This is a genomic window from Agrobacterium sp. 33MFTa1.1, from assembly GCF_004328495.1.
Taxonomy (GTDB): Bacteria; Pseudomonadota; Alphaproteobacteria; order Rhizobiales; family Rhizobiaceae; genus Agrobacterium; species Agrobacterium pusense.
Genome location: NZ_CP036359.1, coordinates 485,687 through 512,588, shown reverse-complemented (window position 1 = coordinate 512,588; position 26,902 = coordinate 485,687). Strand labels below are relative to the sequence as shown.

At 60.0% G+C, this 26,902-nt stretch carries 26 protein-coding genes; 14 read left to right on the top strand and 12 right to left on the bottom strand.

From position 1 onward, the window contains the following. The first annotated feature begins 12 nt into the window (after positions 1-12). The 4 genes from EYD00_RS16160 to gpmI all read left to right on the top strand — a co-directional run bounded on the left by EYD00_RS16160 (position 13) and on the right by gpmI (position 5,411). A complete protein-coding gene (locus EYD00_RS16160) occupies positions 13-1,251 on the top strand; it encodes a 3-methyl-2-oxobutanoate dehydrogenase (2-methylpropanoyl-transferring) subunit alpha (RefSeq protein WP_022562920.1) in 1,239 nt (412 codons plus the stop codon). Positions 1,252-1,254: 3 nt separating this feature from the next. Continuing rightward, positions 1,255-2,268: an alpha-ketoacid dehydrogenase subunit beta gene (locus EYD00_RS16155; RefSeq protein WP_006698463.1), complete on the top strand. Its 1,014-nt coding sequence runs from the start codon at positions 1,255-1,257 to the stop codon at positions 2,266-2,268. Between the two features lie 2 nt (positions 2,269-2,270). Continuing rightward, entirely contained in the window at positions 2,271-3,548 is a 1,278-nt protein-coding gene (locus EYD00_RS16150) for a dihydrolipoamide acetyltransferase family protein (protein WP_034497054.1), read from the top strand. A gap of 345 nt (positions 3,549-3,893) precedes the next feature. After that, positions 3,894-5,411, top strand: coding sequence for a 2,3-bisphosphoglycerate-independent phosphoglycerate mutase (gene gpmI / locus EYD00_RS16135; protein ID WP_034497052.1), 1,518 nt, complete (start codon positions 3,894-3,896; stop codon positions 5,409-5,411). Between the two features lie 73 nt (positions 5,412-5,484). Here gpmI and EYD00_RS16130 read toward each other — a convergent pair whose 3' ends face one another. From EYD00_RS16130 to EYD00_RS16100, 7 genes are all read right to left on the bottom strand, one after another. Beyond that, positions 5,485-5,922, bottom strand: a complete 438-nt coding sequence (locus EYD00_RS16130; RefSeq protein ID WP_034497049.1) for a YeeE/YedE family protein — start codon at positions 5,920-5,922, stop codon at positions 5,485-5,487. Next, a complete protein-coding gene (locus tag EYD00_RS16125) occupies positions 5,919-6,326 on the bottom strand; it encodes a YeeE/YedE family protein (RefSeq protein WP_034497046.1) in 408 nt (135 codons plus the stop codon). The genes EYD00_RS16130 and EYD00_RS16125 overlap by 4 nt, the downstream gene beginning before the upstream one ends. Beyond that, a complete protein-coding gene (gene bigR / locus EYD00_RS16120; protein ID WP_045531466.1) occupies positions 6,323-6,619 on the bottom strand; it encodes a sulfite-sensing transcriptional repressor BigR in 297 nt (98 codons plus the stop codon). Before bigR ends, EYD00_RS16125 begins: the two co-directional genes overlap by 4 nt. 53 nt (positions 6,620-6,672) lie before the next feature. Then, on the bottom strand, positions 6,673-7,968 hold the full coding sequence (gene blh / locus EYD00_RS16115) for a bifunctional sulfur transferase/dioxygenase Blh (protein WP_034497043.1): 1,296 nt from the start codon (positions 7,966-7,968) through the stop codon (positions 6,673-6,675). Between the two features lie 181 nt (positions 7,969-8,149). Beyond that, positions 8,150-8,635, bottom strand: a complete 486-nt coding sequence (locus EYD00_RS16110; protein WP_034497040.1) for a hypothetical protein — start codon at positions 8,633-8,635, stop codon at positions 8,150-8,152. Positions 8,636-8,648: 13 nt separating this feature from the next. Next, positions 8,649-9,440, bottom strand: coding sequence for an SDR family NAD(P)-dependent oxidoreductase (locus EYD00_RS16105; protein WP_034497038.1), 792 nt, complete (start codon positions 9,438-9,440; stop codon positions 8,649-8,651). A gap of 26 nt (positions 9,441-9,466) precedes the next feature. Continuing rightward, a complete protein-coding gene (locus EYD00_RS16100; protein WP_034497036.1) occupies positions 9,467-10,294 on the bottom strand; it encodes an alpha/beta fold hydrolase in 828 nt (275 codons plus the stop codon). Positions 10,295-10,421: 127 nt separating this feature from the next. Between EYD00_RS16100 and EYD00_RS16095 the strand changes: the two genes are divergently transcribed. Further along, positions 10,422-11,408, top strand: a complete 987-nt coding sequence (locus EYD00_RS16095) for a GlxA family transcriptional regulator (protein ID WP_004445517.1) — start codon at positions 10,422-10,424, stop codon at positions 11,406-11,408. A gap of 91 nt (positions 11,409-11,499) precedes the next feature. Further along, positions 11,500-12,228: a FadR/GntR family transcriptional regulator gene (locus EYD00_RS16090; protein ID WP_004445516.1), complete on the top strand. Its 729-nt coding sequence runs from the start codon at positions 11,500-11,502 to the stop codon at positions 12,226-12,228. Positions 12,229-12,255: 27 nt separating this feature from the next. Here EYD00_RS16090 and EYD00_RS16085 read toward each other — a convergent pair whose 3' ends face one another. Continuing rightward, entirely contained in the window at positions 12,256-12,891 is a 636-nt protein-coding gene (locus EYD00_RS16085; RefSeq protein WP_034497034.1) for a LysE family translocator, read from the bottom strand. A gap of 296 nt (positions 12,892-13,187) precedes the next feature. On the opposite strand from EYD00_RS16085, the gene EYD00_RS16080 reads away from it, so the two are divergent. The 4 genes from EYD00_RS16080 to EYD00_RS16065 are packed head-to-tail and all read left to right on the top strand — an operon-like array spanning position 13,188 to position 16,696. Then, positions 13,188-14,210 (top strand): ABC transporter permease, encoded by a 1,023-nt coding sequence (locus tag EYD00_RS16080; RefSeq protein ID WP_004445514.1) that lies wholly within the window; start codon positions 13,188-13,190, stop codon positions 14,208-14,210. Continuing rightward, the gene (locus tag EYD00_RS16075; RefSeq protein WP_034497032.1) at positions 14,210-15,097 is read left to right on the top strand and encodes an ABC transporter permease; all 888 of its coding nucleotides are present in this window, start codon (positions 14,210-14,212) and stop codon (positions 15,095-15,097) included. The genes EYD00_RS16080 and EYD00_RS16075 overlap by 1 nt, the downstream gene beginning before the upstream one ends. Positions 15,098-15,101: 4 nt before the next feature. After that, the gene (locus EYD00_RS16070; protein WP_004445510.1) at positions 15,102-15,938 is read left to right on the top strand and encodes an ABC transporter ATP-binding protein; all 837 of its coding nucleotides are present in this window, start codon (positions 15,102-15,104) and stop codon (positions 15,936-15,938) included. Further along, a complete protein-coding gene (locus EYD00_RS16065; protein ID WP_006698450.1) occupies positions 15,938-16,696 on the top strand; it encodes an ABC transporter ATP-binding protein in 759 nt (252 codons plus the stop codon). The genes EYD00_RS16070 and EYD00_RS16065 overlap by 1 nt, the downstream gene beginning before the upstream one ends. A gap of 406 nt (positions 16,697-17,102) precedes the next feature. On the opposite strand, the gene EYD00_RS16060 is transcribed toward EYD00_RS16065, so the two are convergent. The 3 genes from EYD00_RS16060 to EYD00_RS16050 form a co-directional block, all read right to left on the bottom strand. Then, complete coding sequence (locus tag EYD00_RS16060; RefSeq protein WP_034497027.1) at positions 17,103-18,701, bottom strand: ABC transporter substrate-binding protein; 1,599 nt, start codon at positions 18,699-18,701, stop codon at positions 17,103-17,105. Between the two features lie 80 nt (positions 18,702-18,781). Continuing rightward, positions 18,782-19,411 carry an SGNH/GDSL hydrolase family protein gene (locus tag EYD00_RS16055; protein ID WP_034497024.1) on the bottom strand — a complete coding sequence of 210 codons (630 nt, stop codon included), beginning with the start codon at positions 19,409-19,411 and terminating at the stop codon, positions 18,782-18,784. Between the two features lie 6 nt (positions 19,412-19,417). Further along, entirely contained in the window at positions 19,418-20,566 is a 1,149-nt protein-coding gene (locus EYD00_RS16050; protein ID WP_034497021.1) for a mandelate racemase family protein, read from the bottom strand. Between the two features lie 424 nt (positions 20,567-20,990). Between EYD00_RS16050 and EYD00_RS16045 the strand changes: the two genes are divergently transcribed. After that, positions 20,991-22,019 (top strand): LLM class flavin-dependent oxidoreductase, encoded by a 1,029-nt coding sequence (locus tag EYD00_RS16045; protein ID WP_034497018.1) that lies wholly within the window; start codon positions 20,991-20,993, stop codon positions 22,017-22,019. A 77-nt stretch (positions 22,020-22,096) separates the two neighbouring features. On the opposite strand, the gene EYD00_RS16040 is transcribed toward EYD00_RS16045, so the two are convergent. Beyond that, on the bottom strand, positions 22,097-23,404 hold the full coding sequence (locus tag EYD00_RS16040; protein ID WP_004445502.1) for an NtaA/DmoA family FMN-dependent monooxygenase: 1,308 nt from the start codon (positions 23,402-23,404) through the stop codon (positions 22,097-22,099). Positions 23,405-23,751: 347 nt separating this feature from the next. Here EYD00_RS16040 and EYD00_RS16035 point away from each other — a divergent pair, with 347 nt between their 5' ends. The 3 genes from EYD00_RS16035 to EYD00_RS16025 are packed head-to-tail and all read left to right on the top strand — an operon-like array spanning position 23,752 to position 26,895. Then, the gene (locus EYD00_RS16035; RefSeq protein WP_006698445.1) at positions 23,752-24,819 is read left to right on the top strand and encodes an ABC transporter substrate-binding protein; all 1,068 of its coding nucleotides are present in this window, start codon (positions 23,752-23,754) and stop codon (positions 24,817-24,819) included. Positions 24,820-24,826: 7 nt separating this feature from the next. Continuing rightward, the gene (locus tag EYD00_RS16030) at positions 24,827-25,720 is read left to right on the top strand and encodes an NmrA family NAD(P)-binding protein (RefSeq protein ID WP_004445500.1); all 894 of its coding nucleotides are present in this window, start codon (positions 24,827-24,829) and stop codon (positions 25,718-25,720) included. Continuing rightward, positions 25,711-26,895 (top strand): LLM class flavin-dependent oxidoreductase, encoded by a 1,185-nt coding sequence (locus tag EYD00_RS16025; RefSeq protein ID WP_034497015.1) that lies wholly within the window; start codon positions 25,711-25,713, stop codon positions 26,893-26,895. Before EYD00_RS16030 ends, EYD00_RS16025 begins: the two co-directional genes overlap by 10 nt. The last annotated feature ends 7 nt before the right edge of the window (positions 26,896-26,902 follow it).

Sequence of the window (26,902 nt, the reverse complement as noted above, 5' to 3'; positions counted from 1 at the left end):
GGGAGGAGTAGAATGGACATATCAGAAACGCCACATCTCAGCCTGCATGTTCCGGAACCCGCCGTGCGGCCCGGCGATCAGCCGGATTTCTCCAATGTAAAGATACCCAAGGCCGGTTCCGTGCCTCGCCCGGAAGTGGATGCCGCGCCGGAGAGCATGCGTGATCTCGCCTATTCGATCATTCGCGTCCTTAATCATCAGGGTGAGGCCGTCGGACCTTGGGCCGGGCTGCTTTCGGATGACGACCTGCTGACGGGTCTGAAGAACATGATGAGGCTTCGGGCTTTCGATGCGCGCATGCTGATGGCGCAGCGGCAGGGCAAGACCTCTTTTTATATGCAGCATCTCGGGGAGGAGGCAGTGAGTTGCGCCTTCCGCAAGGCGCTTTCCAAGGGCGACATGAACTTCCCGACCTATCGGCAGGCAGGCCTGCTGATCGCCGACGACTATCCGCTCGTCACCATGATGAACCAGATCTATTCCAACGAACTCGACCCGCTGCACGGGCGGCAACTGCCTGTCCTCTACTCTTCCAAAGAACACGGTTTCTTCACCGTATCCGGCAATCTCGCCACGCAATATGTCCAGGCAGTGGGCTGGGCGATGGCGTCGGCCATCAAGGGTGATACAAAGATTGCGGCCGCCTGGATTGGCGATGGCTCGACGGCGGAGTCGGACTTTCATTCGGCGATGGTTTTTGCATCGACCTACAAGGCGCCGGTCGTTCTCAACATCGTCAACAACCAATGGGCCATTTCCACCTTTCAGGGCATTGCACGCGGGGGCTCCGGGACCTTCGCGGCACGCGGGCTGGGTTTCGGTATTCCCGCACTGCGGGTCGACGGTAATGATTATCTGGCCGTTTATGCCGTGGCCCGTTGGGCCGTGGAGCGGGCGCGCCGCAATCTCGGCCCGACGCTCATCGAATACGTCACCTATCGTGTCGGCGCGCATTCCACCTCTGACGATCCGAGCGCCTACCGCCCGAAGACCGAGTCCGAAGCATGGCCTCTGGGCGACCCTGTCCTGAGGTTGAAGAAACACCTCATCCTGCGTGGCGTCTGGTCGGAAGAGCGGCACCGGCAGGCGGAAGCGGAGATCGCCGATGAGGTGCTGGAAGCCCAGCGCGAGGCGGAAAGCCACGGCACGCTGCACGAGGGCAAAAAACCGCCGAAGAAGGATATTTTCGAAGGTGTTTACGCCGAGATGCCGGCGCATCTCGTCCGCCAGCGCCAGAAGGCAGGATGGTAAGACATGGCAAGAATGACGATGATTGAAGCCGTCCGCAGCGCCATGGATGTATCCATGGAACGCAGCGACGATGTCGTGGTTTTTGGTGAGGATGTGGGTTATTTCGGCGGCGTTTTCCGCGCCACACAGGGGCTGCAGCAGAAATACGGTAAAACCCGCTGTTTCGATGCGCCTATCAGCGAATCCGGCATTGTCGGCACCGCCATCGGCATGGCCGCTTATGGATTGCGGCCCTGTGTCGAAATCCAGTTCGCCGATTACATGTATCCCGCCTATGACCAGATCACCCAGGAGGCAGCGCGTATCCGTTATCGCTCAAACGGGGATTTTACCTGCCCGATCGTTCTTCGCATGCCGACCGGCGGCGGCATTTTCGGAGGCCAGACGCATAGCCAGAGCCCGGAGGCGCTTTTCACCCATGTTTGCGGGCTGAAAGTGGTGGTTCCTTCCAATCCTTACGACGCCAAGGGGCTACTGATAGCGTCCATCGAAGATCCCGACCCCGTAATGTTTCTGGAGCCGAAGCGGCTTTATAACGGCCCGTTTGACGGTCACCATGACCGGCCCGTAACGCCATGGTCCAAACACGAGAAGGGGGAGGTGCCGGAAGGGCACTACACCATTCCCATCGGCAAGGCCGAAATCCGCCGCCCCGGAACCGATGTCACGGTCATCGCTTATGGCACCATGGTGCATGTGGCGCTGGCAGCGGCGGAAGAGACGGGAGTGGACGCCGAGATCATCGATCTGCGCAGCCTGCTGCCGCTCGACCTCGATACCGTCGTGAAGTCGGTTTCCAAGACCGGCCGCTGCGTCATGGTGCATGAGGCGACGTTGACCTCCGGCTTCGGGGCAGAAGTCGTGTCGCTGGTGCAGGAACATTGTTTTTATCACCTTGAGGCTCCCGTCGTGCGCGTCGCAGGTTGGGATACGCCTTATCCCCATGCGCAGGAGTGGGACTATTTTCCGGGGCCAGCCCGCGTCGGGCGCGCCCTTGTCGAAGTCATGGAGGCCTGATCATGGCAGAATTTATTCTAACCATGCCCGATGTCGGTGAAGGTGTGGCGGAAGCCGAACTCGTGGAATGGAACGTCAAACCGGGCGATCTTGTCCACGAGGACATGGTGCTGGCCGCGGTGATGACCGACAAGGCGACGGTGGAAATCCCTTCGCCGGTGGCGGGCGTCGTCACCTGGCTGGCGGTAACGGTGGGCAATACGGTGCCGGTGAAAGCACCGCTCCTGCGCATCGAAACCGATGTCGCTGCCGTCGCTGCCAATGGTAGCGCGCCGGAAGGGGAGGCGCCGACCCGCATGACGGAAGAGGAAGCGCCCGCCGACATGACGGACACGCCGCCACCCGTTGAAACCCAGCCGGTGCCGCGCGAAGCCGGGGAGGCCAACACGGCGCCTGCCGCCGAACTGCACCATAAGCCGCTGGCATCTCCGGCCGTTCGCCAGCGTGCTGACGATCTCGATATCGATCTTGCACAGGTCAAGGGAACGGGTCCCGACGGGCATATTACCCATGCGGATCTCGACGCGTTCTTAACCGTGCGGGGGCGGCCGGAACGCACTGAACCGATGGCAGCCCACGATAGCGCTGTCGAAGAGGTGAAGGTGACGGGGCTCAGGCGCAAGATTGCCGAGAAGATGGTGCTTTCCGCCTCCCGCATTCCCCACATCACCTATGTCGAAGAAGTCGACGTGACCGATCTGGAAGATCTGCGCGCTACGATGAACGGCAACCGCCGTTCCGGGCAGCCGAAACTGACGGTCCTGCCATTTTTGATGCGCGCGCTTGTCAAAGCCGTTGCCGATCATCCTGGTATGAATGCGCTTTTCGATGATGAAAAAGGTGTCGTCAGCCACTACGAGGCGGTTCATATCGGCATTGCCACGCAGACACCGTCAGGCCTCACCGTTCCGGTTGTGCGCCACGCGGAAGCGCTCGGCCTTTGGGAGTGCGCAGACGAGGTCGCACGCGTTGCCGAAGCCGCTCGCACCGGGACGGCGCATCGGGAAGAACTGATGGGCTCCACCATCACCATCAGCTCGCTTGGGGCGTTGGGTGGTATCGTTTCGACGCCCATCATCAATTACCCCGAAGTCGCGATCATCGGCGTCAACAAGATCGTGACGCGGCCGGTCTGGGACGGAATTCGCTTTGTGCCGCGCAGGATGATGAACCTGTCTTCGAGCTTCGATCATCGTGTCGTGGACGGCTGGGATGCGGCAGTCTTCATACAGGCCGTCAAGGCGCTTCTGGAAAAGCCGGCGCTTATTTTCATCGATTGAAGGCGATCCTTGCTCCCTCGTCCCTGTGCTCGTCAAAGGGACCCAGCCAGCCCAAGTCTTTAGGCTGAAAGGAACTCGTCCCGTCGCGCAGACGCGCGTCGGCTGGAGTCCTGTGACGAGCACAGGGAGGAGGGCGTATGCGTGTCATGACCGCATTTCTTAGCCCGCGTTTTCAGCCTTCACGGAACTGTTTCGCTATCGGTATAGGCTTGCGTTCGTCATCTTCGGGTATAGAAGAGAAGAACGAGAAGCATGTTTTCTCATCACGATCACAGTGGCGGACGAGGGCGCTCCGGTGCCCGGCGGTCCGCTCTCCGCCGGCAACAGAACGAAAAAGGTCCTCCCATGCAAACTCCCAAACCCGTTGTCCTGACTATTCTCGATGGCTGGGGGCTGAGTGAGGATACATCCAGCAACGCGCCTGTTCTGGCGAACACGCCCACCATGGACCGGCTTTTCGCCACCTGCCCGAATGCGAGGCTCACCACGTTTGGTCCTAAGGTGGGGCTGCCTACCGGACAAATGGGCAATTCCGAAGTCGGTCATACCAATATCGGTGCGGGCCGCATCGTCGCCATGGATCTCGGCCAGATCGATCTTGCAATCGAGGATGGCAGCTTTTTCCGCAATGCGGCGATGCTTGATTTCGCCGCCAAGGTGAAGGCCGCAGGCGGTGTGGCGCATCTGATGTGCGTCGTTTCCGATGGCGGCGTTCATGGCCATATCCTCCACGGCCAGGCGGCGGTGAAGCTGATGGTCAGCCACGGCCTGAAGGTCGTGGTGCATGCCATCACCGATGGTCGTGACGTCGCGCCGCAATCCGCTGAAGATTTTGTGGCTGCGCTTGTGGCAAGCCTGCCGGAAGGCGCCAGCATCGGCACCGTGATCGGCCGTTATTATGCGATGGACCGCGACAACCGCTGGGAGCGTGTCGAAAAGGCCTATGACGCGATGGTCCTGGCCAAAGGCGAGCACGCCCGGGATGCGGTGAGCGCCGTTGCACAGAGCTACGCGAATAAAGTCACGGACGAGTTCATCCTGCCGACCGTGATCGACGGTTATGAAGGCTTCAAGGCCGGCGATGGCCTGTTCTGCCTGAACTTCCGTGCTGACCGCGCGCGTGAAATCCTGCTTGCCATCGGTGCCGATGATTTCGACGGTTTTGAGCGCGAAAAGCCAGTGCTCTCGGCGCTGCTTGGCATGGTGGAATATTCTACCCGGCACAATGATTTCATGACCACGGCTTACCCGAAGCGCGATATCGTCAACACGCTTGGCGCCTGGGTGGCGAAGCAGGGCCTTACGCAGTTCCGGCTCGCCGAAACGGAAAAATATCCGCATGTGACGTTCTTCCTGAACGGCGGCAAGGAAGAGCCGGAAGTCGGTGAAGAACGCTTCATGCCGAAATCCCCGAAGGTCGCGACCTACGACCTGCAGCCGGAAATGAGCGCGCCCGAGGTAACGGAAAAATTTGTCGAGGCGATCGGCAAGGGTTACGATCTCATCGTCACCAATTACGCCAACCCTGATATGGTCGGCCATACCGGTGATCTGCAGGCCGCAATCAAGGCCTGTGAAGCCGTGGATCGTGGCCTCGGTGCGGTGGTTGCCGCACTCGAAAAAGTGGGAGGCGCGATGCTTGTGATTGCCGACCACGGCAATTGCGAAACCATGGTCGACCCGGTGACCGGCGGCCCGCATACGGCGCACACCACAAATCCGGTTCCGGTGATCCTTTTCGGTGGCCCTGAAGGTGCGAAGCTCCATGACGGTATTCTCGCCGATGTCGCGCCCACCCTGCTGCAGCTGATGAATGTGCCCTTGCCGCCGGAAATGACGGGCAAGAGCCTGATCGACCTTTAATCAAGCGTCGTCGCGCGGCAGCATTTCACCCCCGCGCGACCGTCTGTTTCAGGTTCCGAACGAGCGTTTTAAGCTATGACTGCTTCGCGTAGAGGCGGTCGTGAGCCAGCATGCCGGCAATCATGGCGCAGACGAAAAGAACGACTGGCATCAGCCCAAGGCCGACAGCGGAGAGTGCCGGGCCGGGGCAGAAGCCGGCAAGCCCCCAACCGATGCCGAAAATCGCCGAGCCGGTTATCAGCGGCCCGTCGATGCGGGTCTTTGCTGGAAGGCGGAAATCGTCGGCGAGAACGGGCTTGGCGAGACGTCTGCTGAGCAGCACGCCCGGCGCCGCGACCATAACGGCACCACCAAGAACGAACATCAGGCTCGGGTCCCAATGGCCGCTTGCGATGTCGAGAAAGCCGGAAACACGCGCCGGATCGACCATGCCCGACAGCGAAAGGCCGAATCCGAACAACGCTCCTGCAAGCAATGCAAGTGCAATACGCGCTACGGCCGGATTTTTCATGACATGGCTCCCGCTATCGTCGCAGTAAAGATGCCGGTGATCAGGAAGGTGGCGGTTGCGGCGATCGAGCGCCGGGAAAACCGCGCCAGCCCCATGATGCCATGGCCGGAGGTGCAGCCGGAGCCCATGCGTGTGCCAAAACCCACCAGCAGACCGGCAATCAGGATGAGGGGCCAAGGGGCAGCGACGGTGATTGCGGGTAGCCGGCCGAATGCTGCGGCATGGATATAAGGTCCCGCCAGCAAGCCGGCGATGAAAGCGAGATCGAAAAGACGCCGCTCCCTGCCAAGAGTTCTGCCGATGATCCCGCTGATACCGGCAATGCGGCCGTTAAAGACAAACAGGAGAACGCAGGCGAGGCCGAGCAACATGCCGCCGAAAAGAGAAGACCAGTAGGGGCTCACGCGGTCTCCTCCTCCGGCGCGCAGAATATGGTGTAAAGCGCCTCGATCAGCTGCGCCGCTTTCGCTTCGCTCAGCTGGTAGAAAATTTGCTTGGCGTCACGCCGGGTTTCAACCACACCGGCTTCCCGCAGGACGCCCAGCTGCTGGGAGAGTGTAGGCTGGCGAATATCCAGCCTGGCTTCCAGCTCTCCCACGGAAAATTCTCCCTGCGCCAGCGTGCAAGCCAGCATCAGCCGCGCAGGGTGGGCAAGGGTCTTCAAAAGCAGCGCGACTTCCACGGCCCGTTCCTCCATGGCGGGAAGGGGAATGTCAGGAGTATGAAGGGGCTTTCCGGGCGTCTTTCCCTTTACCACGTGCTGCCCTCCAGCACATCAAGAGGGAATTTCAGGTAACGCCTGCCATTTGCCTCCGGCTCCGGCAGGCGTCCGCCGCGAATATTGACCTGCAGGGCGTGGAGGATGAGCTTTGGCATCGGCAAGGTCCGATCCCGCGTTTCCCTGAGGTGGATGAAGCTTTCCTCCGTCATGCCGACCAGATGTGGATTGCTGCGTTTCTGTTCGCCCACAGTACTTTCCCATTTCGGCGCGCGGCCGCCGGGCTGATAATCATGGCCGGTGAACAGCCGTGTTTCGTCCGGAAGGGCGAGAATGTCCTGAATGGACGCCCAGAGTTCTCTGGCGCTGCCACCGGGAAAATCAGCCCGCGCTGTGCCTGAATCCGGCATAAAAAGCGTATCGTGCACGAAGGCGGCATCTCCCACCACATAGGTTACGGAGGCGAGCGTATGGCCGGGCGAAAACAGCACGCGCGCTTCAAGCGAACCGATATTGAACCTGTCGCCCGCCTCGAACAGCCTGTCCCACTGCGAACCATCGGTTTCAAGGTCAGGCCAATTGTATTTTTCCTGCCAGAGCCGCTGTACGCCGGTGATCTTCGCGCCGATGGCGGTCTGCGCACCGGTCTTCTGCTTCAGGTAATGGGCGGCGGAGAAATGGTCGGCATGCGGATGAGTATCGAGAATCCATTCCACCGACAGGCCTTCGCTTTCCACATGGTTCAGAATGGCGTCGGCATTCATCGTTCCGGTTGCGCCGGATTTCTCATCGAAATCATAGACCGGATCGATAATGGCACAGCGTTTGGTCACTGGATCGGAAACGACATATTGCACGCTCCAGGTGCGCGGATCAAAGAATGCCTTGACGTGCGGAACCGCTGCCGCGCGTCGCTCCAGCCAGCGGGTGGCGCCGGAAAGATCAAAGCCATGCGCCTTGCCAAAAGCCTCGATGTCGCCACGTTCCATGCGTCCGTCGAGCGCTTCCCCGAGCACATGAAGCGTGAGCGCACGGGTGCCACCCTTGCAATGGGCAAAAACGGGGCCTGCCGCTTCCGCCATTTTCTGTTGAAAGGCGCGGATATCGGCCTCAGTGATGGCAGGGCCGGTGACCGGGATGAAGCCATAGTCCATGCCTGCCGCCCCGGCGGCGCTTCTTTCCTGCTCATTGCCCGGTTGGCTCGGCTCTTCGCCATCCGGCCGGGCATTGATGACGCTTTTATAACCCTGCGCGGAGAGCGACTGGAAATCGGCGGTCATCGGCTGCCCCGCAACGGTCAAGCGCTCGTTGATCTTAACGACTTTCATCGACATCTCCTGTGGCAACAACTCAATATATATTATTGTATAATGTATATTGATCGCTGGCAAGAGTGCGAGGTACCTTCGCAGCTCTCTGCGGCTTGTGGCGTGTTAGCGGAACATCCCCTGCGCCCGGGTGGCAGGGCGCAAGGCATGTTTGCGGCATCGATTAGAATTCACACTGGCCTCAGACGGCAAGCCTGCGGCGCGTCGCCTTCCAGCCGAGACAGATGGCTCCTATAAGCAGGACCGTCTGGGCGATCAGGAAGGGTGGTTCATTGCCGTTCGGCGCCAGCTTGTTGAGCGTTTCGACCTTGAGAAAGGCCTGTACGATCAGGACGAACATGTTGAGATAGAGGCTCATCGTGGCGGTGATCGTATAAATGATGCGCGCCCTGCCATTCAGACCGTATCCGTAAAGCGCGACAAGTGCGATTGCCAGAACGAGGGTCGATATGACGCCGACACCGAGTGCCGGCGTGAAATTTCCGATTGGGAACAGGAAGCCGGTGAGCGTGGTGGCAAGCGTGGTGACGAGGAATAGCGCCATCATGCGGGGCATCCATCGCCCTGCCGCATAAGCTGGCAGGGCGATCAGTCCGGTAGCAATGCCGATGAAGCTCAAGCCCACATGCAGTGCGGTGAATTGGGGAATGGTCAGTCCGAGGATCATGATACGTATCCCTCTATTCGGGTTTGGCTGCACGATACCGGCTGGCGGCAAGTGCATGGGAGAGATTGGGCCGCAGGGCTGCACGCGCGGCAAGGAAATTTTCAAGATCGGCAGTGTCCGGCAGGGAGGGAATGGTCAGCGCTTCGCCAAGGTCGAGACCGGCAAGGGCAGCATCCACCATGTCATGGACATCCATGACCATCGCGGCCGGAATGGCATCGAGCCGTTCTTCCTCCCAGATGGCCGTGCGAGTTATACCGGGAAGAACGGCCTGAACCCGCACGCCGGAGGGTGAAAGCTGTGCCTGCAGCGCCTCGGTAAAAGCGAGCACGAAAGCCTTGGTGGCCGGGTAGACGGCGGTGAATGCTGCCGGCATCAGTGCTGTAACTGATGTAATGTTGATGATCGTACCCTTTCCGTCGGCGGCAAGGCGCGGCGCGATGGCTGCCGCAAGCCGCGTGACGGCGAGAATGTTGAGGTTGATCATCGTCGTCACATAGGCTGGGTCCAGCGCCGTGATCGCGCCTTCGCCAGCGATACCGGCATTGTTGACGAGGCCGGTAATCCGCCGGTCCTCACGCAGCCGCGCCTCTACCTTTTCGAGATCTTCCGCCCTGGAAAGATCGGCGGAGAGAACCTCGACGGCGATGTGATGATCCCTTTCCAGCTGCGCGGCCAATGCCTTCAGCTTCTCGGCGCGTCGCGCCACCAGAATGAGACCGTGGCCGCGTTTTGCCAGACGTTCGGCATAAACCGCGCCGATGCCGTCGGATGCGCCGGTGATGAGAAATGTATTCTGTGTCATGTCCGTGTCTCCTGTATCCGGTGGTTTCAGCCGTTGATGAAGGCGAGCAGGTCGGCGTTGAACCGGTCCTGATGGGTCTGTGTCAGGCCGTGATCGGCTCCCTGATAGATTTTGAGCACCGCATGTTTGACGATCTTGACCGTGGAAAGCGCGGAAGCGCCGACCGGCACGATCTGGTCGTCATCGCCGTGGAGAACCAGCGTCGGCTTGTCGAAAGCTTTCAGGTCCTGATGGAAATCGCTTTCCGAAAAGGCGCGGATACTGTCGAGCTGACCTTTCAGGCCGCCCATCATGCCCTGCCGCCAGAACTCATCACGGATACCTTCGGATATGACGGCGCCTTCGCGGTTGTAGCCGTAGAAGGGAATGGTCAGATCCTTGAAGAACTGGCTGCGATTGTCATAGGTGCCCTTACGGATGCCGTCGAAAACATCGATTGGCAGACCGATGGCGTTGCTTTCCGTCTTCAGCATCAGCGGCGGCACCGCGCCGATGAGAGCGATCTTGGCAACGCGGGCGGTGCCATGGCGGCCGATATAACGTGTCACCTCGCCGCCACCGGTGGAATGGCCAACCAGAATGATGTCGTGAAGATCGAGTTGTTCGATTAACTCGGCCAGATCGTCGGCATATTGATCCATGGTGTTGTCATGCCAGACCTGATCGGAGCGGCCGTGGCTACGGCGGTCATGGGCGATGGTGCGGAAACCGTTATTGGCGAAGAACACCATCTGCGCGTCCCAGGCGTCGGCGCTTAGCGGCCAACCGTGGGAGAAGATGATGGGCTGTCCGTCTTTCGGGCCCCAGTCCTTGTAGAAGATGTGCGTTCCGTCTCTGGTGGTGATCGTTGTCATGGCTCTCTCTCCTGTTGCAGGGAGCTTGCTTGCGTCCCGTGGGAATAGAGATACTCTTGACGCAGCCGGGGCTGGATTGGCGCTTCTGACAGAAAGCGAGCCGAAACTGACAAAACGGGGGTTGGGCATGGCGGGTGTAACGGGAAGCGCGCTGGAAGTGGGGCTGGTCCTCTATCGGGACTGCCAGATCGCCATGGTGCATGGCATCACCGATCTTTTCGCCATCGCGTCGGTATTTTCACAGGATCGCGGCGGGCCAAAATTGCGGGTCAGCCATTGGAGCATGGGCGAAGGCGGTGAATTTTCCCGCTCCTATGACACGGAACCCGGCGGGCCAGGGCATCCCGATATCTTCGTTGTGCCCGGCCGGTTGACCGGGCCGGCTGAAATCGAGGAAGCCGAGCCTTACGCCCGCTGGCTGCTGAACCGGCACGCCCAGGGCGCGACGCTGGCTGCCAGTTGCGGCGGGTCGTTCATGCTCGCGGCCACCGGGCTTCTGGCTGGCCGCCCGGCGACGACCCACTGGTTGTTTGCGGAGCGTTTTCGGGACCGATTTCCCGATGTCCGGCTGGAGATAGACAAGATCGTCATCGAGGACGGCGATATCATCACAGCCGGCGGGTTGATGGCGTGGACCGATCTTGGTCTGCGCATCGTCGACCGGCTGCTCGGCCCTTCCGTGATGATCGAGACCGGCAAGTTTCTGCTGATCGACCCGTCAGGACGGGAACAGCGTCATTATAGTAGTTTCGCCCCAAGGCTGACGCATGGCGATGAGCCGATCCTGAAGGTGCAGCACTGGTTGCAGGCCCGTGCCGGGCGGGCGACAAGCGTTACCGACATGGCCGGCCATGCCGGGCTGGAGGAGCGAACCTTTCTGCGCCGCTTCAAGGTGGCGACCGGCATGAAGCCCATCGAATATGTCCAGCACCTGCGGGTCGGCAAGGCGCGTGAATTGCTGGAATTCACCCGCCGTTCGGTCGATCAGATCGCTTGGTCGGTGGGTTATGAGGACGCTGCCGCCTTTCGCCGGGTGTTTCACCGCATTCTCGGCCTCTCACCGGGAGAGTATAGAAGCCGCTTTTCCAGCGGTTCGGCCATGGTTGCTGCCTGAGGTTGATCCGATGGGGGTGGTGGTACCCGGCACTTGCAATGTGGCCGGTGTTTGCTAACATGCCAGACAAGTTTAAAACAGGTGGGCCGGAATGGACGTCGAGAGCAGCACCAAGCAAGTATCGCTTGCGGCGAAAATCAGTTCGGCCTTGCGACGGGATCTGGCGGAGGGGGTGTTCCGCCCGGGTGACCGGCTTCCGAGCGAAAGCGAATTGACGCGGGAATATTCCGTCAGCCGAACGGTTGTGCGCGAGGCCATCGCCATTCTTCGTGCCGATGGCCTCGTTGAAGCACGCAAGGGCGCAGGGGTCTTTGCTGTCGAAGCCAAGCCGGCAAAGGAACTGCCTTTTAACGATCTCGCCGTGGGTCGCATTTCCTCGGTCATCGAACTCCTGGAACTGCGGACCGTGTTCGAAGTGGAATCCGCCGGGCTGGCGGCCTCGCGCCGTTCCGCCGTGCAGGTGGAATCGATCGTGGATGCGCATCGGCGTGTCGGTGACTGTCTCGCCGCCGGGCTACCAACGCGGGACGCCGATTTCGAATTCCATCTCGCCATCGCGCAGGCCACGCAGAACAGGCGGTTTCCGGAGTTTCTTCAACTCATTCGGTCCGGTATCATTCCCCGCGGCGAATTACAGGGTGCCGCGCCGGGGTCGCGGCCCAAGGATTACAACCTCCACCTTCAAGAGGAGCACGGCAAGATCGTCGATGCCATTATCGAGGGAGACGCCGATGCCGCGCGCCAATATATGGCCTCACATCTGCGCGGCAGTCTCGAGCGATACAAGGTGCTCCTGCGGTCCCGCACCGTGGCTGAGTAGGGCGGAAATAGCTGATATAGCAATGAATTATGCGTTTGCCCGTCGGTAAAAGGCCAGGGAAGCAGCAAGCGTCAGCAGCGCGCCGCCGCAGATGCGGTCGAGCCATAATGCTCCGGACTTGCGCAATATCCTGACCGCCTGCGCGCCGAACAGGGCGTATGCGAACATCACGATGAAATCGATGCCGGCGAAGATCAGCGCAAGTACGGTATATTGCTGAGTCTCCGGCGCGGCGACATCGATGAATTGCGGCAGGAAGGCCGAAAAAAACAGGTATCCCTTAGGATTGGTCACGGCGACGAGAAAGCTCTTCAGGAAGATTGAACGCGCCGATGCGGCCCTGTTTGCCTCTGCAGAGCCGAGAGCGCCGTCAAGCGTCCCTCTTGAACGCAGAAGCATGATGCCAAGGTAAACAAGGTAGCAGACCCCCGCCCATTTGACGACACCGAACCAGAACTCCGAGGTGGCCATAAGAGCCCCGAGTCCCAGTGCAACCGCGCCGATCAGGAAGAAATCCGAAAGGACGGCACCAGCCGTGCCGATCATCGCGCGACGCACGCCGAGTTTCGAACCATTGGCAAGCGCCAGCAAGACGGTGGGGCCGGGTGTTGCAATGCCGATAAAGGCGACCATGGCAAAAGCCAGGAGCGTCACGTCGATCATATTTTCCTCCCCCGAGGCGGCAGACACGAGCGGTCAAATCGCCACAATTTTCCATGTCAGCCTTCTGTGGGCAGGGAGAATACAGCGTTTTGCGGTTGTGGCAATGTGGGCTTCTTTAGGGAAAGAAGAACGCCGCAACCGCCGCCTGGGCAACGCTGTCCCTATATACCACCGTGCTTGCCGATATCGATTTTGGCGTCGGATGCTTGACAGCCTGCAACACCTGTGACAACTTTACCGTAGTTGTCAGACAGGATGTGCTCCTTGCACGCTCGGTGACTGGCAAGGGAGGAATCATGTCAAAAAGACGCCTTTCGCTTTATGGCCTGTCCGGCCAGATCGGAAGTATTGCGGTCACGCTGCTTGGATTGCTGCTGCTGACCTTTTTCATTGGCCGCCTGATGCCCGCCGACCCAGTGCGGGCCATTGTCGGTGAGGATGCGACCCGTGAAACCTATGAACAGGTCTATCACGCGCTCGGCTTTGACCGCCCGCTGTGGCAGCAGTTCGTCTATTATCTCGGAGATGTCTTCACCGGCAATTTCGGAACGTCGATCCGCACGGGCCGCCCCGTCATCGAGGACATCATAAGCGTGATGCCGGCGACGATCGAGCTTGCGACCTTCGCCATCCTGATCGGTGCCGGCCTCGGCATCCCCATGGGCGTTTACGCCGCCGTGAAGAAAGACCGCTGGCAGGATCATCTTGTGCGCGTTCTCAGCCTGTTCGGCCATTCCATGCCGATCTTCTGGACCGGCATGATCGCGCTGATCGTTTTTTACGCCCATCTCGGCCTCGTTGGCGGCGGTGGCCGCATGGACCAGTTCTATATCGGTCTGGTGGAGGAGCGGACGGGCTTTCTGCTGATCGACAGCCTGCTTGCGGGTGACATGGAGGTCTTCCGGTCGGCCATCAACCACCTCATCCTGCCAGCTGCCCTGCTGGGCTATTCCTCCTCTGCCTATATCACCCGCATGACGCGCAGCTTCATGCTGGATCAGCTGGGGCAGGAATATGTGACGACCGCGCGTGTCAAAGGCCTGTCGCAGCGGCAGACGGTGTGGCTGCATGCTTTCGGCAATATTCGCGTGCAGCTGGTCACCATCATCGCGCTGGCTTACGGTTCGCTGCTGGAAGGAGCGGTCCTCATTGAGACCGTCTTCGCCTGGCCGGGTTTCGGGCAATATCTCACCAGCAATCTTATCATCGGCGACATGAATGCCGTGATGACCTGTGTACTGATCGTCGGCGTCATCTTTATCGGGCTCAATCTCCTGTCCGACATTCTCTACCGCTTTTTCGATCCGAGGACCCGCTGATGACGGCCCCTGCTGAAACTTCCTTCCGTCTTCCGGTGCCGCTGAACGCGCTGAAGAACATTATCGTCTTCCTCCTCAAAAGCCCGACATCGGCTTTCGGCCTGCTGATCTTGCTGCTGCTCGTCATCTCGGCGATTTTTGCGCCCTGGCTCGCGACGCATGATCCTTACGCACAGAATCTCGCCAACACGCTGCAGCCCCCGGGCAACGGCCATGTCTTCGGGACGGATGAGCTGGGGCGCGATATCTATAGCCGTCTTCTCTGGGGCGCACGCATCACGCTCACCATCATCACGCTGGTATCGATCATCGTCGGTCCCGTCGGCCTTCTGGTCGGTACGGCATCCGGTTATCTCGGCGGCAAGTTCGATACGGTGATGATGCGCATCACGGATATCTTCCTGTCTTTCCCTAGCCTCATCCTGTCGCTCGCCTTCGTCGCAGCACTGGGTCCGAGCCTTAATAACGCGATCATTGCAATTGCGCTCACCTCATGGCCGCCGATTGCGCGTCTTGCCCGCGCTGAAGCCATGACCTTTCGCAAGGCGGATTACATTGCCGCTGCAAGGCTTCAGGGCGCGTCGCCGCTGCGCATCATCGTCAAGTCGATCATGCCCATGTGTCTCCCCTCGGTTCTCATCAGACTGACGCTGAACATGGCAACCGTCATTCTGACCGCCGCAGGTCTGGGCTTTCTTGGCCTCGGCGCGCAGCCGCCGCTGCCGGAATGGGGAGCGATGATCGCCACCGGCCGGCGTTACATGCTGGATAGCTGGTGGCTGGTGACCTTTCCCGGCATTGCGATCCTGTCTGTCAGTCTCGCTTTCAACCTCCTCGGTGACGGGCTGCGGGATGCGCTCGATCCGAAGCAGATGAACCGGAGATAGGAACATGGAAAAACCAATCCTTGATGTTGAAAATCTCCGTATCCGTTATGGTGGTTCACCCACCGAGGCGGTGCGCGGCATCTCCTTCACGCTCGGTCGGGAGCGGCTCGGCATTGTCGGTGAAAGCGGTTCGGGAAAATCCACAGTCGGACGCGCTCTGTTGCGCCTCCTGCCTTCGGCAACGATCACCGCTGACAAGCTGGCTTTCGACGGGCTCGATCTTCTCTCCCTCGATGAGAAGGAGATGCTGAAGGTTCGCGGGCGGCGCATGTCGATGATCCTTCAGGATCCGAAATTCTCCCTCAACCCCATCCGTCGGGTCGGCGATCAGGTGACGGAGACCTATCTGCGCCACTTCAGGGCATCAAAAGCCGAGGCACGGGAAAAGGCGCTGGCGATGCTGGATGCGGTGAAGATCCGCGATGCCTCACGTGTCTACGAGCAATACCCGCACGAAATCTCCGGTGGCATGGGTCAGCGCGTGATGATCGCCATGATGCTGCTTGCCGATCCCGATCTCGTTATCGCTGATGAACCAACTTCGGCGCTTGATGTGACGGTGCGGTTGCAGGTGCTGAACATTCTCGACGGTCTGGTGCGCGATCGCGGCATCGGCCTCATCATGATCAGCCACGATCTCAACCTTGTGCGCAATTTCTGCGACCGGGTGCTGATCATGTATTCAGGCCGCGTGGTGGAAACGCTGGCCGCCCGCGATCTCGATCAGGCGCAGCATCCCTATACGCGCGGCCTTTTGGCGGCACAGCCGCGTATCGGCGGTGCGCGCGCACCGCTTGCGGTGCTGGACCGCCGCCCTGAATGGCTGGAGGAGAATGCATAATGGCCGTTTCTGTCGAAACCCGCGATCTTTCCATCACTTTCGGCAGCGGCAACACCGCACTGAAAGTGCTGCCTTCGGTGTCGTTCCGTGTCGAGCCTGGCGAATGTTTCGGGCTGGTCGGTGAAAGCGGTTCGGGCAAGTCCACCGTGTTGCGCTGCGTCTCAATGCTCAACGATTTCTGGACTGGCGATATCCTCATCGACGGCAGATCGGTGCGAGACGTGCCGCTGATCGAGCGCTGCCGTATGTTGCAGATGGTGTTTCAGGACCCCTATGGCTCTCTGCATCCCCGCCAGTCGGTGCGCACCGTGCTTGGTGAATCGCTTGCGATCCACAAGCTCGGCGACCGCGAGGAGCGCATGCGCAAGGTCATCACTGATGTCGGCCTGCCGGTGTCTTTCCTCGACCGTTTCCCGCACCAACTCTCCGGCGGCCAACGGCAGCGCGTGGCGATTGCGAGGGCGCTGATCCTGGAACCGTCGCTGCTGCTGCTCGATGAGCCGACCTCGGCGCTCGATGTCTCGGTCCAGGCGGAAATCCTCAACCTCTTGCAGCGGCTGCGGGAAGAGCGCGGTTTCACCTATATCATGGTGACCCATGATCTCGCCGTGGTCGATCACATGTGCGATCGCTTCGCCGTGATGCTGCGTGGCGAAATCACCGAAATCCTGCCGCGCGAGGCCATTGCTGGCAACGATGCAACGCATCCTTATGCGCGCGAACTGATCGGTGCCTCGCTGGAATATGAAGGCGCGTGACGACTCCAAGAACGTGACCGTCCTCCTCCGGGGCGCCACGGATGATAACAGCCTCCTTCCTTGCCCGGCCTCCCCGCCGGGCATTTTTTTGAATGGCTTGAGAGGGGCGGCCGCGGCGACTGCGCCATCGGGTATTGACGTAACGATGAAACAGGAACGGGCGATGTTTTGCTGAGCTCCCTCCAACCGTCATGCCGGCCTTGAGCCGGTATCCAGCCAGCCCAAGTCCTTGGGCTGAAAGGATTCTTACCGCCGTGCAGACGCATGTCGGCTGGATTTCGGCTCAAGGCCGGAATGACGGAAGCGATATGTTTTCGCCAGTCGGAGCCGTTCTGTGCAGTCTTTCCGCCAACAAAAAGGCGCGGGGTGAGCCGCGCCTTTTCATATTCGAGAATACGCAGCGGGCTCACCGCTCCTTGCTCACCACTTCAAACCTCGAGAGCCAGGGGCTGACGATCATGCCCTTGACGTCGCTGCGGAAGGCTGCGGTGTCGACCACTTCGGAGAAGGGCTGAATGGACATGACGATTTCATCCATATAACCCTGCAGGTCTTCATAAAGCTTCGTCTGTTTTGCCGCATCGCGCTCAACAAGCGCTTCCTCAATCATCTTGTTCAGCTTTTCGTCGAAGAAGCTGGTGCGCCAGCTCTGGTAATTGGTGAGCTTGGCGTCATCGGCATTATTGGGGTTGTAGGCAATCGAGCGCAGGTTGTTGTCCGGGTGCGGCTGCTGGCCGCCGCCACCGCGGCCGAGCAGCAATTCGAAGTTGCGCTCGCGCATCGCACCATAGATCTGGTCGCCGGAGCCGCTGATCAGCTCGGCCTGAATGCCTGCCTGGGCGAGCGTGTTCTGGATTGCCGTTGCGGCTTTCATGAACGGGTCTTCCGAAAGCACGCGCAGCGTTGTCTTGAACCCATCAGGATAACCGGCCTCGGCCAGAAGCGCCTTGGCTTTTTCAATATCGAGCTTGTAGCCCTGATCCGGCAGCGCACCCATAACGCCGGTGCTGAGGGACCGCTGATGCAGCTTGCCGTAATAGGGCATGACCGCCTTGTCGAGACCATCGTAATCAATCAGGTAACGCAAGGCCTCGCGCACCTTCTTGTTCGCGAATTTCTCGTCCTTCATCGAAACGCTGAGGTAATAGAAACCGGAGCCCGGTGTGGATTCGATGGTGACGGCCTTGTCGGCCTCAAGTGATTTCAGATCCGGAGCCTGCAGGGAATAGGCAACGTCGATATCGCCCTTTTCCAGCATGAGCCGCTGCGACTGCGATTCCGGCAGATGGCGCATCAGGATACGCTTCATCTTGGCCTTTTCACCCCAATAATCGTCGTTGCGGGTGAGGATGATGTATTCGTTGGATTTCCACTGGGTCAGCTTGAAGGGGCCGGAGCCGGCGGAATTCAGCGTCAGCCATGCGCCGCCGAGATCGCCATCCTTCTCATTCTCAAGCGCGGTCTGGCTGTCGATGATCGAGCCGGGACCGTTCTGGGCAAGGATCATCAGGAGAAGGTTGGGATCGTCGGGCTTGGGGATATTCAGCACGAAGACCTGATCGCTTTCGGCAACGAAAAGCTTGTCGGCCTCTTCCAGCTTGAAACCGCGGGTTTTCAGAAAGGATGATTGCGCCAGGTTGCGGGCGAGCAGCCGTTTGAGGCTCCATGCCACATCCTTTGCCGTCACGGCATTGCCGGAAGCGAACTTGGCATCGGCACGCAGATGGAAACGGATCGACTTCCGGTCTTCGGCTATTTCCCAACGTTCGGCAAGGCGCGGCTGGACGCTGCGGTCCTCAGGCGAAAGCACGATCAGGGTGTCATAGATATTGTTCAGAACCTGCACGGTCTCGCGGCCGGTGATGGCGGCGGGGTCGAGTGTGAGGATATTGCTCATGGTCGTGGCGACAATGAGCTGGTCCTTTGGCGTCTCGGCAAAAGTGCTGAGCGGCATGGCGCCGATCAGCAGGGCGCCAAGTGCTGCTGTTGCAAGAAAATGTTTCATCTTTCCTCCCAATACGGCCGCTTCATACGGCCTTCCACGTTTCGATCCACGTGCCCGGTTCCTCCTCGGGCGGCGTGTGATCAACCAAGAATATCTTTGACTGGCGTGGCCAGGGCCCGGCCGATCGCCGCTGTCGCCGGCGCGTCCAGATGCACGCCGTCCACCGGCGAAGCACTGGCGACCGAACCGGCGTCGAAGAAGTGATGTCCGAGTTCGGTAGCGAGTTTTTGGTAAAGCGGCGCAAGCCTGAGCGATTGCCCGACATCCCGCCCTCCCGCCGGTTCTCCACCCGGGCCTGCAACGCAGGGCGGTGGGGCAACGATCAGCAGTTTCGGTACCGCTTCTCGCGGCTTGTAGATGAAGGTCTCGACGATCTGCGCTAACCGGCGCATGCCGGAAACGGCGGCTTCCGCGCGTCCGCCATGCACCGGTTTGATGTCATTGGTGCCGAGCATGATTATGACGAGGTCAATCGGCATATGGCACGAGAGCGCTATTTCCAGCGCCCGCACGCCGTTGCGGCAGGCCGGACCGGCGTGGTCGTCGTAGCAGGTGGTTCGTCCGCCAAGACCTTCGGGGTAAACTTTCGCCATGCCGGCAAGCTCGGTTTCCAGAACCTCCGGCCAGCGATATGCGGCGGGGTGCCTGAGGCCCGTTGCCGGGTCCGCACCCCAGGTGAGGCTGTCTCCAAAGGCGAGCACCGTTTTCATCGCCCGTTACCTCACCCGGTTGTTGTCGATGAAGGTAAAATCGATGTCCTCGCCAAGGCCCGGCCGGTCGGGAACGTGGACAAAGCCATCCCGGTCCATCGGATCGGACAGAGACTTCAGATAGTCGTGGCCGTCATCATATTCGAGGAAGGGATGTAGCAGGCCACGCTCATACCAGCGGCAATTCTTGGTGGCGGCAACCACATGCAGGTTCATGGCGGTATTTCCATGCACTTCGCACTCCATACCGAAGGCTTCGGCCAGATGCATCGTCTTCAGCGCCGGTGTGATGCCCCCGACATCGTTGACGCCGGTGCGCAGAATGTCGCAGGCGCCGGCCTTGATCCATTCGGCACGGTGCCAGTGTTTGCCGGCCGCACTTTCCGGGCCGACGACCGGAATATCGAGATTGTCGGAAAGCCACTTGTAGGAGGACAGCGACTGTTCATCCATCGGCTCCTCGATCCAGTCGAAACCGAGTTTTTCGAGGCCACGGCCCAGCGCCAGCGCATCGGTGCGGGAGTACCAGTGGAAGGCGTCAATCATCAGGCGGATATCGGGGCCGACCGCCTCGCGCACGGCCGCGCAGGCCTTGAGGTCCATCTTCACATCCGGCGCCCAGCTGACGGGCGGCATCCACGTGTGCAGCTTGATGCCCTTGTAGCCGCGCTTCACCAGTGTCTCGGCAAAGCGGCCGTAGTCGTCCGGTGTCGCCAGCCCGCCTTCCAGTTCGTCACCGCACATGATGGAGCCATAGGCGAGCACCTTGTCGCGATAACCGCCGACCAACTTGTATACAGGTTGATTGAGGGAGCGGCCGGCAAGGTCCCATAGCGCGCAGTCAACCACCGCCAGCGTGCGGTCAGTCAGTTGGGCGGCCGAACCGCGCTGCCAGTGGGCAAGGTCCTGCCACAGCCGTTCGCGGTCTCGATGGTCCTCACCGATCAGGACTTTCTTGACGAATTTTTCGATGACATGCGGGCGAACGATCTCTGGCGCGGTAAAAGAATGGCCCTCGTGGCCGTCCTCTGTCCGGATCGTCAGCATGGCCTGTTCCACCTGATGCGCCGGACCCGGATGCGCGTGGCCGGCACTGTCCGAGTGCCGACGGGTCGTCGTGCGGAAAACACGGACCTCGACGTCGGTAATGATCATAATTCCTCCCTCATGCAGGTGTCTCGGCGTTGTTGGTCGCCGCAATGTCATACATGTGTGCAATATTTGTCAACATGTATGATAATCTGTATTACATGTTGGAGGGGGAAATCAAGGTCATTTGTGCTCGACGCTGCGCAGGTCGACGGTGAGGAACAGCCTCTGGCGGATTTGCCTCATTCCAAAAAAAGACCCGAGGAAGCGTGAGGGCGGGCTGTGTGGAGGGATAGTCGACAATTTTAGTGTATTATTGAATCGCGCAATGATCTTTCAACAATGGCCGGGACTATAAACGAACATGCCGCGCCAGTTGCCGCCGTCATCATGCATGCTGTGTGAGCATGCGTCGCATCGGGCGGTCGTTCCAAACCAGGAGGGCTGCATTTGCGTCGCTGAGTTTCAACTCGTTTCCGGATGCGCGCCCATGCCCCTTTCCCACATCTCCCATTTCGCCTTTCTTGTCCCGGGCAACTATCATGACGATGATCCGGGACAGGGGCTGGAAGAAACCCTGCAGCTTTTCGAAGCAGGAGAGGCGCTGGGTTATCATAGCGCCTGGGTCCGCCAGCGCCATCTGGAGCGGGGTGTTTCCTCTGCGGCGACTTTCCTCGCTGCGGCTTCGCAACGAACCAGACGGATCGGATTAGGCACCGCCGTTATTCAACTCGGTTACGAGAACCCGTTCAGGCTGGCGGAGGATCTGGCCACCGTGGATGTCCTGTCGCGCGGACGGCTGAATGTGGGGGTTTCGGTGGGCGCACCGCCCTTCGCCCATCTTATTTCCGACTATGTTGATACGGTTATCGACGCGGACTACAGCCACGCGCGCGCTGAGAAGCTGGCGAGGGCGCTGCGATCGGAGCCGCTGTCGAACGAGACGGAGGCGGGCAATGCGGCCGGTGCGCAGGTGCCGCGGCTTCGGCCAGTCGCTAAGGGGCTGACGGACCGGTTATGGTATGGCGGTGGATCGCAGAACTCTGCGCGCTGGGCTGGCAGGGCAGGGTTCAATCTTCTGACGGGCAATATTGTCAGCGGCGAGAATACCGATGATTTTCTGACCGCTCAGGCGGCTCTCGTTGCTCGCTTCCGGCAGGAATGGGCGCATGAGCGCGAACCGCGTGTCGCTCTTGGCCGCGTCATCCTGCCAACCGATAGCGCAAGCCCCGCCACGCGCCGCCGTTACCAGGAATTCGTTGCCGAGCGGGACAAGCGCACGACCTCGCCGCATGGGGCGCGCCGCACGCTTTTCCTGCCGGATATCGTCGGGACGACGCATGAGATTCTGGAAAGATTGTCGAGCGACCCCGTTTTGCCGTTTGTCTCGGAATTCCGCCTCGAACTTCCCTATGAATTCCAGCCGGACGATTATCGCCAGATCGTGACGGATTTCGCCTCTGTCCTGCCGCAGCTTTCCGGCGAAAGGCCGGTTTTGAAAGTGGCGACGGGGCAATAACATCGCCACCTCCCGCCATTCGACTTTCAATGGAAGCCGGCGGGAGGTCGACTGAGCGACATTGCCGCATCCGTCCTTCAATCGGGGTATGGCAGGCCATAGCGGTCGCGGATCGTCGCGGCTTCATATTCGCGCGGGTAAACCCCACGATCCTGCAGTACCGGAACAACTTGTTCGACGAATTCAGCGATATCATCGGGCGCCCGTGGCGGCTGTAATGTGTAGCCGTCCACTGTGCCATCCTGCCAGAGCTCGATAATGCCGTCCGCTACCTCTTCCGCCGTGCCGAGCAGCAGCCGGTGATGTCCTTCCGAGCGGCGTACGGCCTCGCGGGCAGTCAGTTTTTCATGGGTCAGAAGATCGGAAAGGCCAAGGCCCATGCCTACCGCCCATTGCCGGTTCTGGTCGGGGATGAAACGCTCGGCATCGAGTTTTGCGTCGGGGTCGAAATCGCGAGGCTCTATGCCGTTTTCTCTGGCGAAACGTGCCAGGAGACCGTCTTCCGAACCGGCGCCGCTGTAGAGTTCATGTTTACGCAGGGCTTCCTGCCGGGTTTCGCCGAGAATGACGACGAGGCCGGGAACGATGCGGATGCCAGAGGGATCGCGCCCGAGGGAGACAGCGCGGTCGCGGACCTTCTTGCCAAAGGCCTGCCCTGCGGGACGTGACAGAATATTGCAATAGATGATCTCGCCATGGCGTGCCGCGAGATCAATGCCGCCTTCGGAGGCGCCGGCCTGCGCGATAACGGGATGCCCCTGCGGCCCGCGCGGAACGTTGAGGGGGCCTTTGACATGGAAATATTGCCCCTCATGATCGATGGTTTCGGCTGTCGCCGCATCCCAGAAGCGGTTCTCCGGCACGTCGCTCTCGCGGCGGGGGTCCCAGCTAGACCAGAGCTTTTTTGCGACATCCAGGAATTCGGTAGCCTTGGCATAACGTTCGCTGCGCGGCGGCAGCGGATCGTTGCCAAAATTGGCGGCAACATTGGGATTAAAGGAAGAAACGATATTGACGATCAGCCGGCCGCCGGTGACGAGATCGATGGATTGAGTTCGTCTGGCGAAATTATAGGGCGAATTGTAGGTGGAGGACACGGTTGCCACGAAGCCGATATCCGGCACCTGTGCGGCAAGCGATGTCGAGAGGATGAGCGGATCAATGGTGTGGAACGGCCGGCTTGCCGGGTCGGTCAGCAGTGCCGGGTGGTCGGAAAGGAAAACGGCGTCGAACCGGCCCTCATGCGCCAGTTCCGTCAGTCGTCGGTAATATCCGATATCGTTTATATCGTGCCGGTCTCCGCTCCGGTATTTCCAGGCACTGGCGAGATATCCTGTCGTGTTGATGCCGACGTTGAGATTGAGCCGGCGTTTGGTCTTGCTCATGCTGCCACTTTTTCTTTCGGGTCTGTTGGATTATCGGCCTGTATGGCCGCGCAATTGCGGGAAGCGTAACAGCCGGGGGGCCGGTCGCGAGTTAAAAATCCTTGCTGTGCGGAGAAGAAAAACTTTCGTCTCCAGTTTCACCCGCGCGTGGTCGATCTGATCGATGCCCGACAAAAATCCCAGCGAAATCCTGCTTTTATCGAAAGGATATTCCGCCATGCGGCGCATGAGCTGGTAAGATGGAAACGAATTTCCTCAATCGCGTTTGAAATAGTACACTTTATCTATAGAAAATGTTTTATGGCGTGTAGCGTGCCGTCCAGATCGCAATTTCGAGGACGAACGCCATGGCCAACGCCGCTCTTCGCCAGGGAACCCAACCCGTAACGGTGTGGTATACACGCTGCCCGGCGCCCACGCCGCTTTCCATCGCAACGCAACTGGGCTGGATTGAGCAGAGTTTTGCCAACCACGGCATCTCCGTTTCGTCCATTCGCGATGCGGCCGATCCAGCCATTCGCCAGAGTCATTTTGATCATAGGCTGGACTGGTCGTTCCGTCAGGGCGGCAACATCCCACCGATCTGGGCGAAATCCGGTGGCCGGAAAACACGGCTGGTGGGGCTGACAAGGACCGACGAGTTCCAGGCCGTCATTGCCTTGCCCGCAAGTGGCATAAGCAAGGGAAGCGACCTGAAGGGGCGGCGCATCGGTCTGCCGAAGCGCCCGGACGAGATCATCGATTTCCAGCGCGCCACCTCGCTCAAGGGCATCGTGTCGGCATTGACGGTCTCGGGGCTTTCCATCGCAGATGTCGAGCTTGTCGAGCTTGCCGCCAAAGAACCCGTGCTGCTCGGCCCGACGGAGGAACGGTTCCACGGTCTGCGCCGGCGGCTTCCCTATGGCGAGGAAATCGCAGCATTACACCGGGGCCAAATCGATGCATTTTTCGTCAAGGGCGCGGAAGGCGTCACTGTCGCCAATCTCATCGCCGCGCAGGTCGTGGTGTCGACGGGTTTTCACCCTGATCCGAAGATCCGCATCAATAACGGTACGCCGCGTCCCCTGACCGTGGACGCCACTTTTGCCGATGAGCGTCCGGATCTGGTAGCGGAACTGGTGGCCACGGTTCAGCGCGTTGCGGATTGGGCAAATGACAATCCGGGGGAGGCCGTGCGTTTCATCGCTCGCGAGATCGGCGTCAGCGAGGAGGCGGTTCTCGCTGCGAATGGCCCGGACGTATATCGCAATCTGAGACTCGATCTCGATCCGGCTGAGCTGGATGCGCTCAGTCACTTCAAGGATTTCCTGCTGCAATGGAAATTCATTCCCGAAGATTTCGATGTCCAGGACTGGGCCGATCCACGCGCCCTTTCTGCACCGCAGGATACCGCGCACCATATTGTTGGGAGATGATAACATCATGGCAGCCATCATTCTTGTAACGGGTGCAACGGGCAAGCTCGGGCAAAGGGTCGTCAGCCGTCTTTTGCAACGTCAGGCGGAGGTTCGGGTATTGACCCGCCGGCGCGAAGACGCGCTGAAGCTGTGGGGCGACAGGGTCGAGATTGCGGAGGGTAACTTTTCCGATCGGGCCAGCCTGAAGGCGGCGGCGCGGGGGACCAACAGGGTGCTTCTGCTTTCGCCCATCGGAGAGACGCTGGCGGCAGACCAGAAGACGGTCATCGATGCCGCCCTCTCCGCCGGTATATCGCGGATCGTGAAAATATCCGGTTCCGACTGGACTATTGGAAATGCTGCACGCTCGATTTCGGGAGCGGCGCATGGCGAGGTGGAACAATATCTGGCGGCAAGCGGCATCGCGCATACGGTGTTGCGGCCGAACGCCTGGATGCAGGTTGCGCTGGAGCCTGCTGTCGCCGCGCTTCGCAAAGGCGAGGACGTGCCGGCCCGTTTCGGCGATGCGGCGGTCTCCTTCATCGATGCCGACGATATTGCCGATGTCGCTGTACAGGCTCTGGCTTCAAGCGCACCGCTCGTCGGCCCATTGGTGCTGACCGGACGCGAAGCGCTGACGGCGCTGGAAATTGCCCGCATTGCGGCCCGTATCCTGCATCGGCCCGTTGGCGTTTCGCACCATGCTGCCCCCGTCTTCCCGCCGCATATCGGCGCTTTCGAACAGACGGCGATCGGTGAATTCGGAGAACTCATCCGCGAAGGTTTCGCCGCATCCATCACCGACGCCATCTACCATATCACCGGCCGCCAGCCCCGCAGTGTCGAAGATTATCTGCGCGCGCGGCTGGCGACTGCCCCACAGGGTGATCATTCCGAGGGAGAAAAGACATGGCGCTGACTGTTCCATTACCCGAAGATTCTGAGCTCAAAGGTCTTGAGCTGAAAGGCCCGGCTGATTTCGACGACAGCCCGCTCAGTCGCGCCATCAAGCAGCCCCTGATGCTCGGTCTGTTCCTCAATCTGCAGGATATCAATTTCTCCAGCTTGCCGACCAGCAACAGCTGGACCTTCGATTACAATGTCGAACTGGTGAAGCGTGCCGAAGAGCTCGGTTTCGAAATCGCCTTCAGTCGCACGCAATGGCTGCCGAAGGGTGGTTATGACGGTGAATCCTCGCTTGACAGTTTCATTGCGCTTGGCGCGATGGCGGCGGTGACGAAGAGCATTTTGCTGATCTCCACCATCCACGTTCTTTACGGGCCCCTGCATCCGCTGCATCTCGCCAAATATGGCGCGACGCTGGATCATATCGCCCAAGGACGCTGGGGCATCAACATCGTCACCGGCCACCGTGCCATCGAACATGAAATGTTCGGCTGGCAGCGGATCGATCATGACAAGCGTTATGACATGGCGGGGGAATTGTTCGATGTGCTCCACCGCCTTTGGGGAGAAACCGAAAACTTCACTTATGAAGGCAAGCTCAACCCGTGGGCGATCAACAATGGCTGGATCACGCCGAAGCCCGCTTTCGGCCGTCCGCCGCTGGTGACAGCGACCGGTTCTCCCGCCGGTATCGATTTCGCCGCCCGTCATTCCGATCTGGTTTTCGTCACTTCGCCGGGCGGTGCGCATATAGACAGTGCGCTCGAAACGCTTCCCGATCATGTCGCCACCATCAAGAACCGCGCCAAAGCCTATGGCCGGCAGGTGAAGACGATCATCAATCCGATCATTGTCAGTCGCGATACGGAGAAGGAGGCGATCGCCTATGCCGATGCCATCGAGGCCGGAAAGCCGCAGCCCGGCACGCGTGCTTTCGCCACCAACAATTACGACAGCGACGCCCATGCCTGGCGCGGACGCGGTGATGCACGCCACAAGCAGGGCCGCAATCTCGGTGGCAATATCGAAATCATCGGCTCGCCGGAACAGGTGGTCGAGCAGCTTGTCGGCCTGAAGAAGGCGGGGATCGATGGCGTTCAGCTGAATTTCTACGATTTCCGCGAAGACCTCGATTATTTCGCCGAGCGTATTCTGCCCTTGATGAAGGAGGCGGGCCTGAGGCTCTGACGCCTTT

Excerpts from the sequence above, each read along its gene's own strand:
- EYD00_RS16160 (WP_022562920.1), top strand. The coding sequence starts at position 13 with ATGGACATATCAGAAACGCCACATCTCAGCCTGCATGTTCCGGAACCC.
- EYD00_RS16155 (WP_006698463.1), top strand. The coding sequence starts at position 1,255 with ATGGCAAGAATGACGATGATTGAAGCCGTCCGCAGCGCCATGGATGTA.
- EYD00_RS16150 (WP_034497054.1), top strand. The coding sequence starts at position 2,271 with ATGGCAGAATTTATTCTAACCATGCCCGATGTCGGTGAAGGTGTGGCG.
- gpmI (WP_034497052.1), top strand. The coding sequence starts at position 3,894 with ATGCAAACTCCCAAACCCGTTGTCCTGACTATTCTCGATGGCTGGGGG.
- EYD00_RS16130 (WP_034497049.1), bottom strand. The coding sequence starts at position 5,922 with ATGAAAAATCCGGCCGTAGCGCGTATTGCACTTGCATTGCTTGCAGGA.
- bigR (WP_045531466.1), bottom strand. The coding sequence starts at position 6,619 with ATGGAGGAACGGGCCGTGGAAGTCGCGCTGCTTTTGAAGACCCTTGCC.
- blh (WP_034497043.1), bottom strand. The coding sequence starts at position 7,968 with ATGAAAGTCGTTAAGATCAACGAGCGCTTGACCGTTGCGGGGCAGCCG.
- EYD00_RS16110 (WP_034497040.1), bottom strand. The coding sequence starts at position 8,635 with ATGATCCTCGGACTGACCATTCCCCAATTCACCGCACTGCATGTGGGC.
- EYD00_RS16105 (WP_034497038.1), bottom strand. The coding sequence starts at position 9,440 with ATGACACAGAATACATTTCTCATCACCGGCGCATCCGACGGCATCGGC.
- EYD00_RS16100 (WP_034497036.1), bottom strand. The coding sequence starts at position 10,294 with ATGACAACGATCACCACCAGAGACGGAACGCACATCTTCTACAAGGAC.
- EYD00_RS16095 (WP_004445517.1), top strand. The coding sequence starts at position 10,422 with ATGGCGGGTGTAACGGGAAGCGCGCTGGAAGTGGGGCTGGTCCTCTAT.
- EYD00_RS16090 (WP_004445516.1), top strand. The coding sequence starts at position 11,500 with ATGGACGTCGAGAGCAGCACCAAGCAAGTATCGCTTGCGGCGAAAATC.
- EYD00_RS16085 (WP_034497034.1), bottom strand. The coding sequence starts at position 12,891 with ATGATCGACGTGACGCTCCTGGCTTTTGCCATGGTCGCCTTTATCGGC.
- EYD00_RS16080 (WP_004445514.1), top strand. The coding sequence starts at position 13,188 with ATGTCAAAAAGACGCCTTTCGCTTTATGGCCTGTCCGGCCAGATCGGA.
- EYD00_RS16075 (WP_034497032.1), top strand. The coding sequence starts at position 14,210 with ATGACGGCCCCTGCTGAAACTTCCTTCCGTCTTCCGGTGCCGCTGAAC.
- EYD00_RS16070 (WP_004445510.1), top strand. The coding sequence starts at position 15,102 with ATGGAAAAACCAATCCTTGATGTTGAAAATCTCCGTATCCGTTATGGT.
- EYD00_RS16065 (WP_006698450.1), top strand. The coding sequence starts at position 15,938 with ATGGCCGTTTCTGTCGAAACCCGCGATCTTTCCATCACTTTCGGCAGC.
- EYD00_RS16060 (WP_034497027.1), bottom strand. The coding sequence starts at position 18,701 with ATGAAACATTTTCTTGCAACAGCAGCACTTGGCGCCCTGCTGATCGGC.
- EYD00_RS16055 (WP_034497024.1), bottom strand. The coding sequence starts at position 19,411 with ATGAAAACGGTGCTCGCCTTTGGAGACAGCCTCACCTGGGGTGCGGAC.
- EYD00_RS16050 (WP_034497021.1), bottom strand. The coding sequence starts at position 20,566 with ATGATCATTACCGACGTCGAGGTCCGTGTTTTCCGCACGACGACCCGT.
- EYD00_RS16045 (WP_034497018.1), top strand. The coding sequence starts at position 20,991 with ATGCCCCTTTCCCACATCTCCCATTTCGCCTTTCTTGTCCCGGGCAAC.
- EYD00_RS16040 (WP_004445502.1), bottom strand. The coding sequence starts at position 23,404 with ATGAGCAAGACCAAACGCCGGCTCAATCTCAACGTCGGCATCAACACG.
- EYD00_RS16035 (WP_006698445.1), top strand. The coding sequence starts at position 23,752 with ATGGCCAACGCCGCTCTTCGCCAGGGAACCCAACCCGTAACGGTGTGG.
- EYD00_RS16030 (WP_004445500.1), top strand. The coding sequence starts at position 24,827 with ATGGCAGCCATCATTCTTGTAACGGGTGCAACGGGCAAGCTCGGGCAA.
- EYD00_RS16025 (WP_034497015.1), top strand. The coding sequence starts at position 25,711 with ATGGCGCTGACTGTTCCATTACCCGAAGATTCTGAGCTCAAAGGTCTT.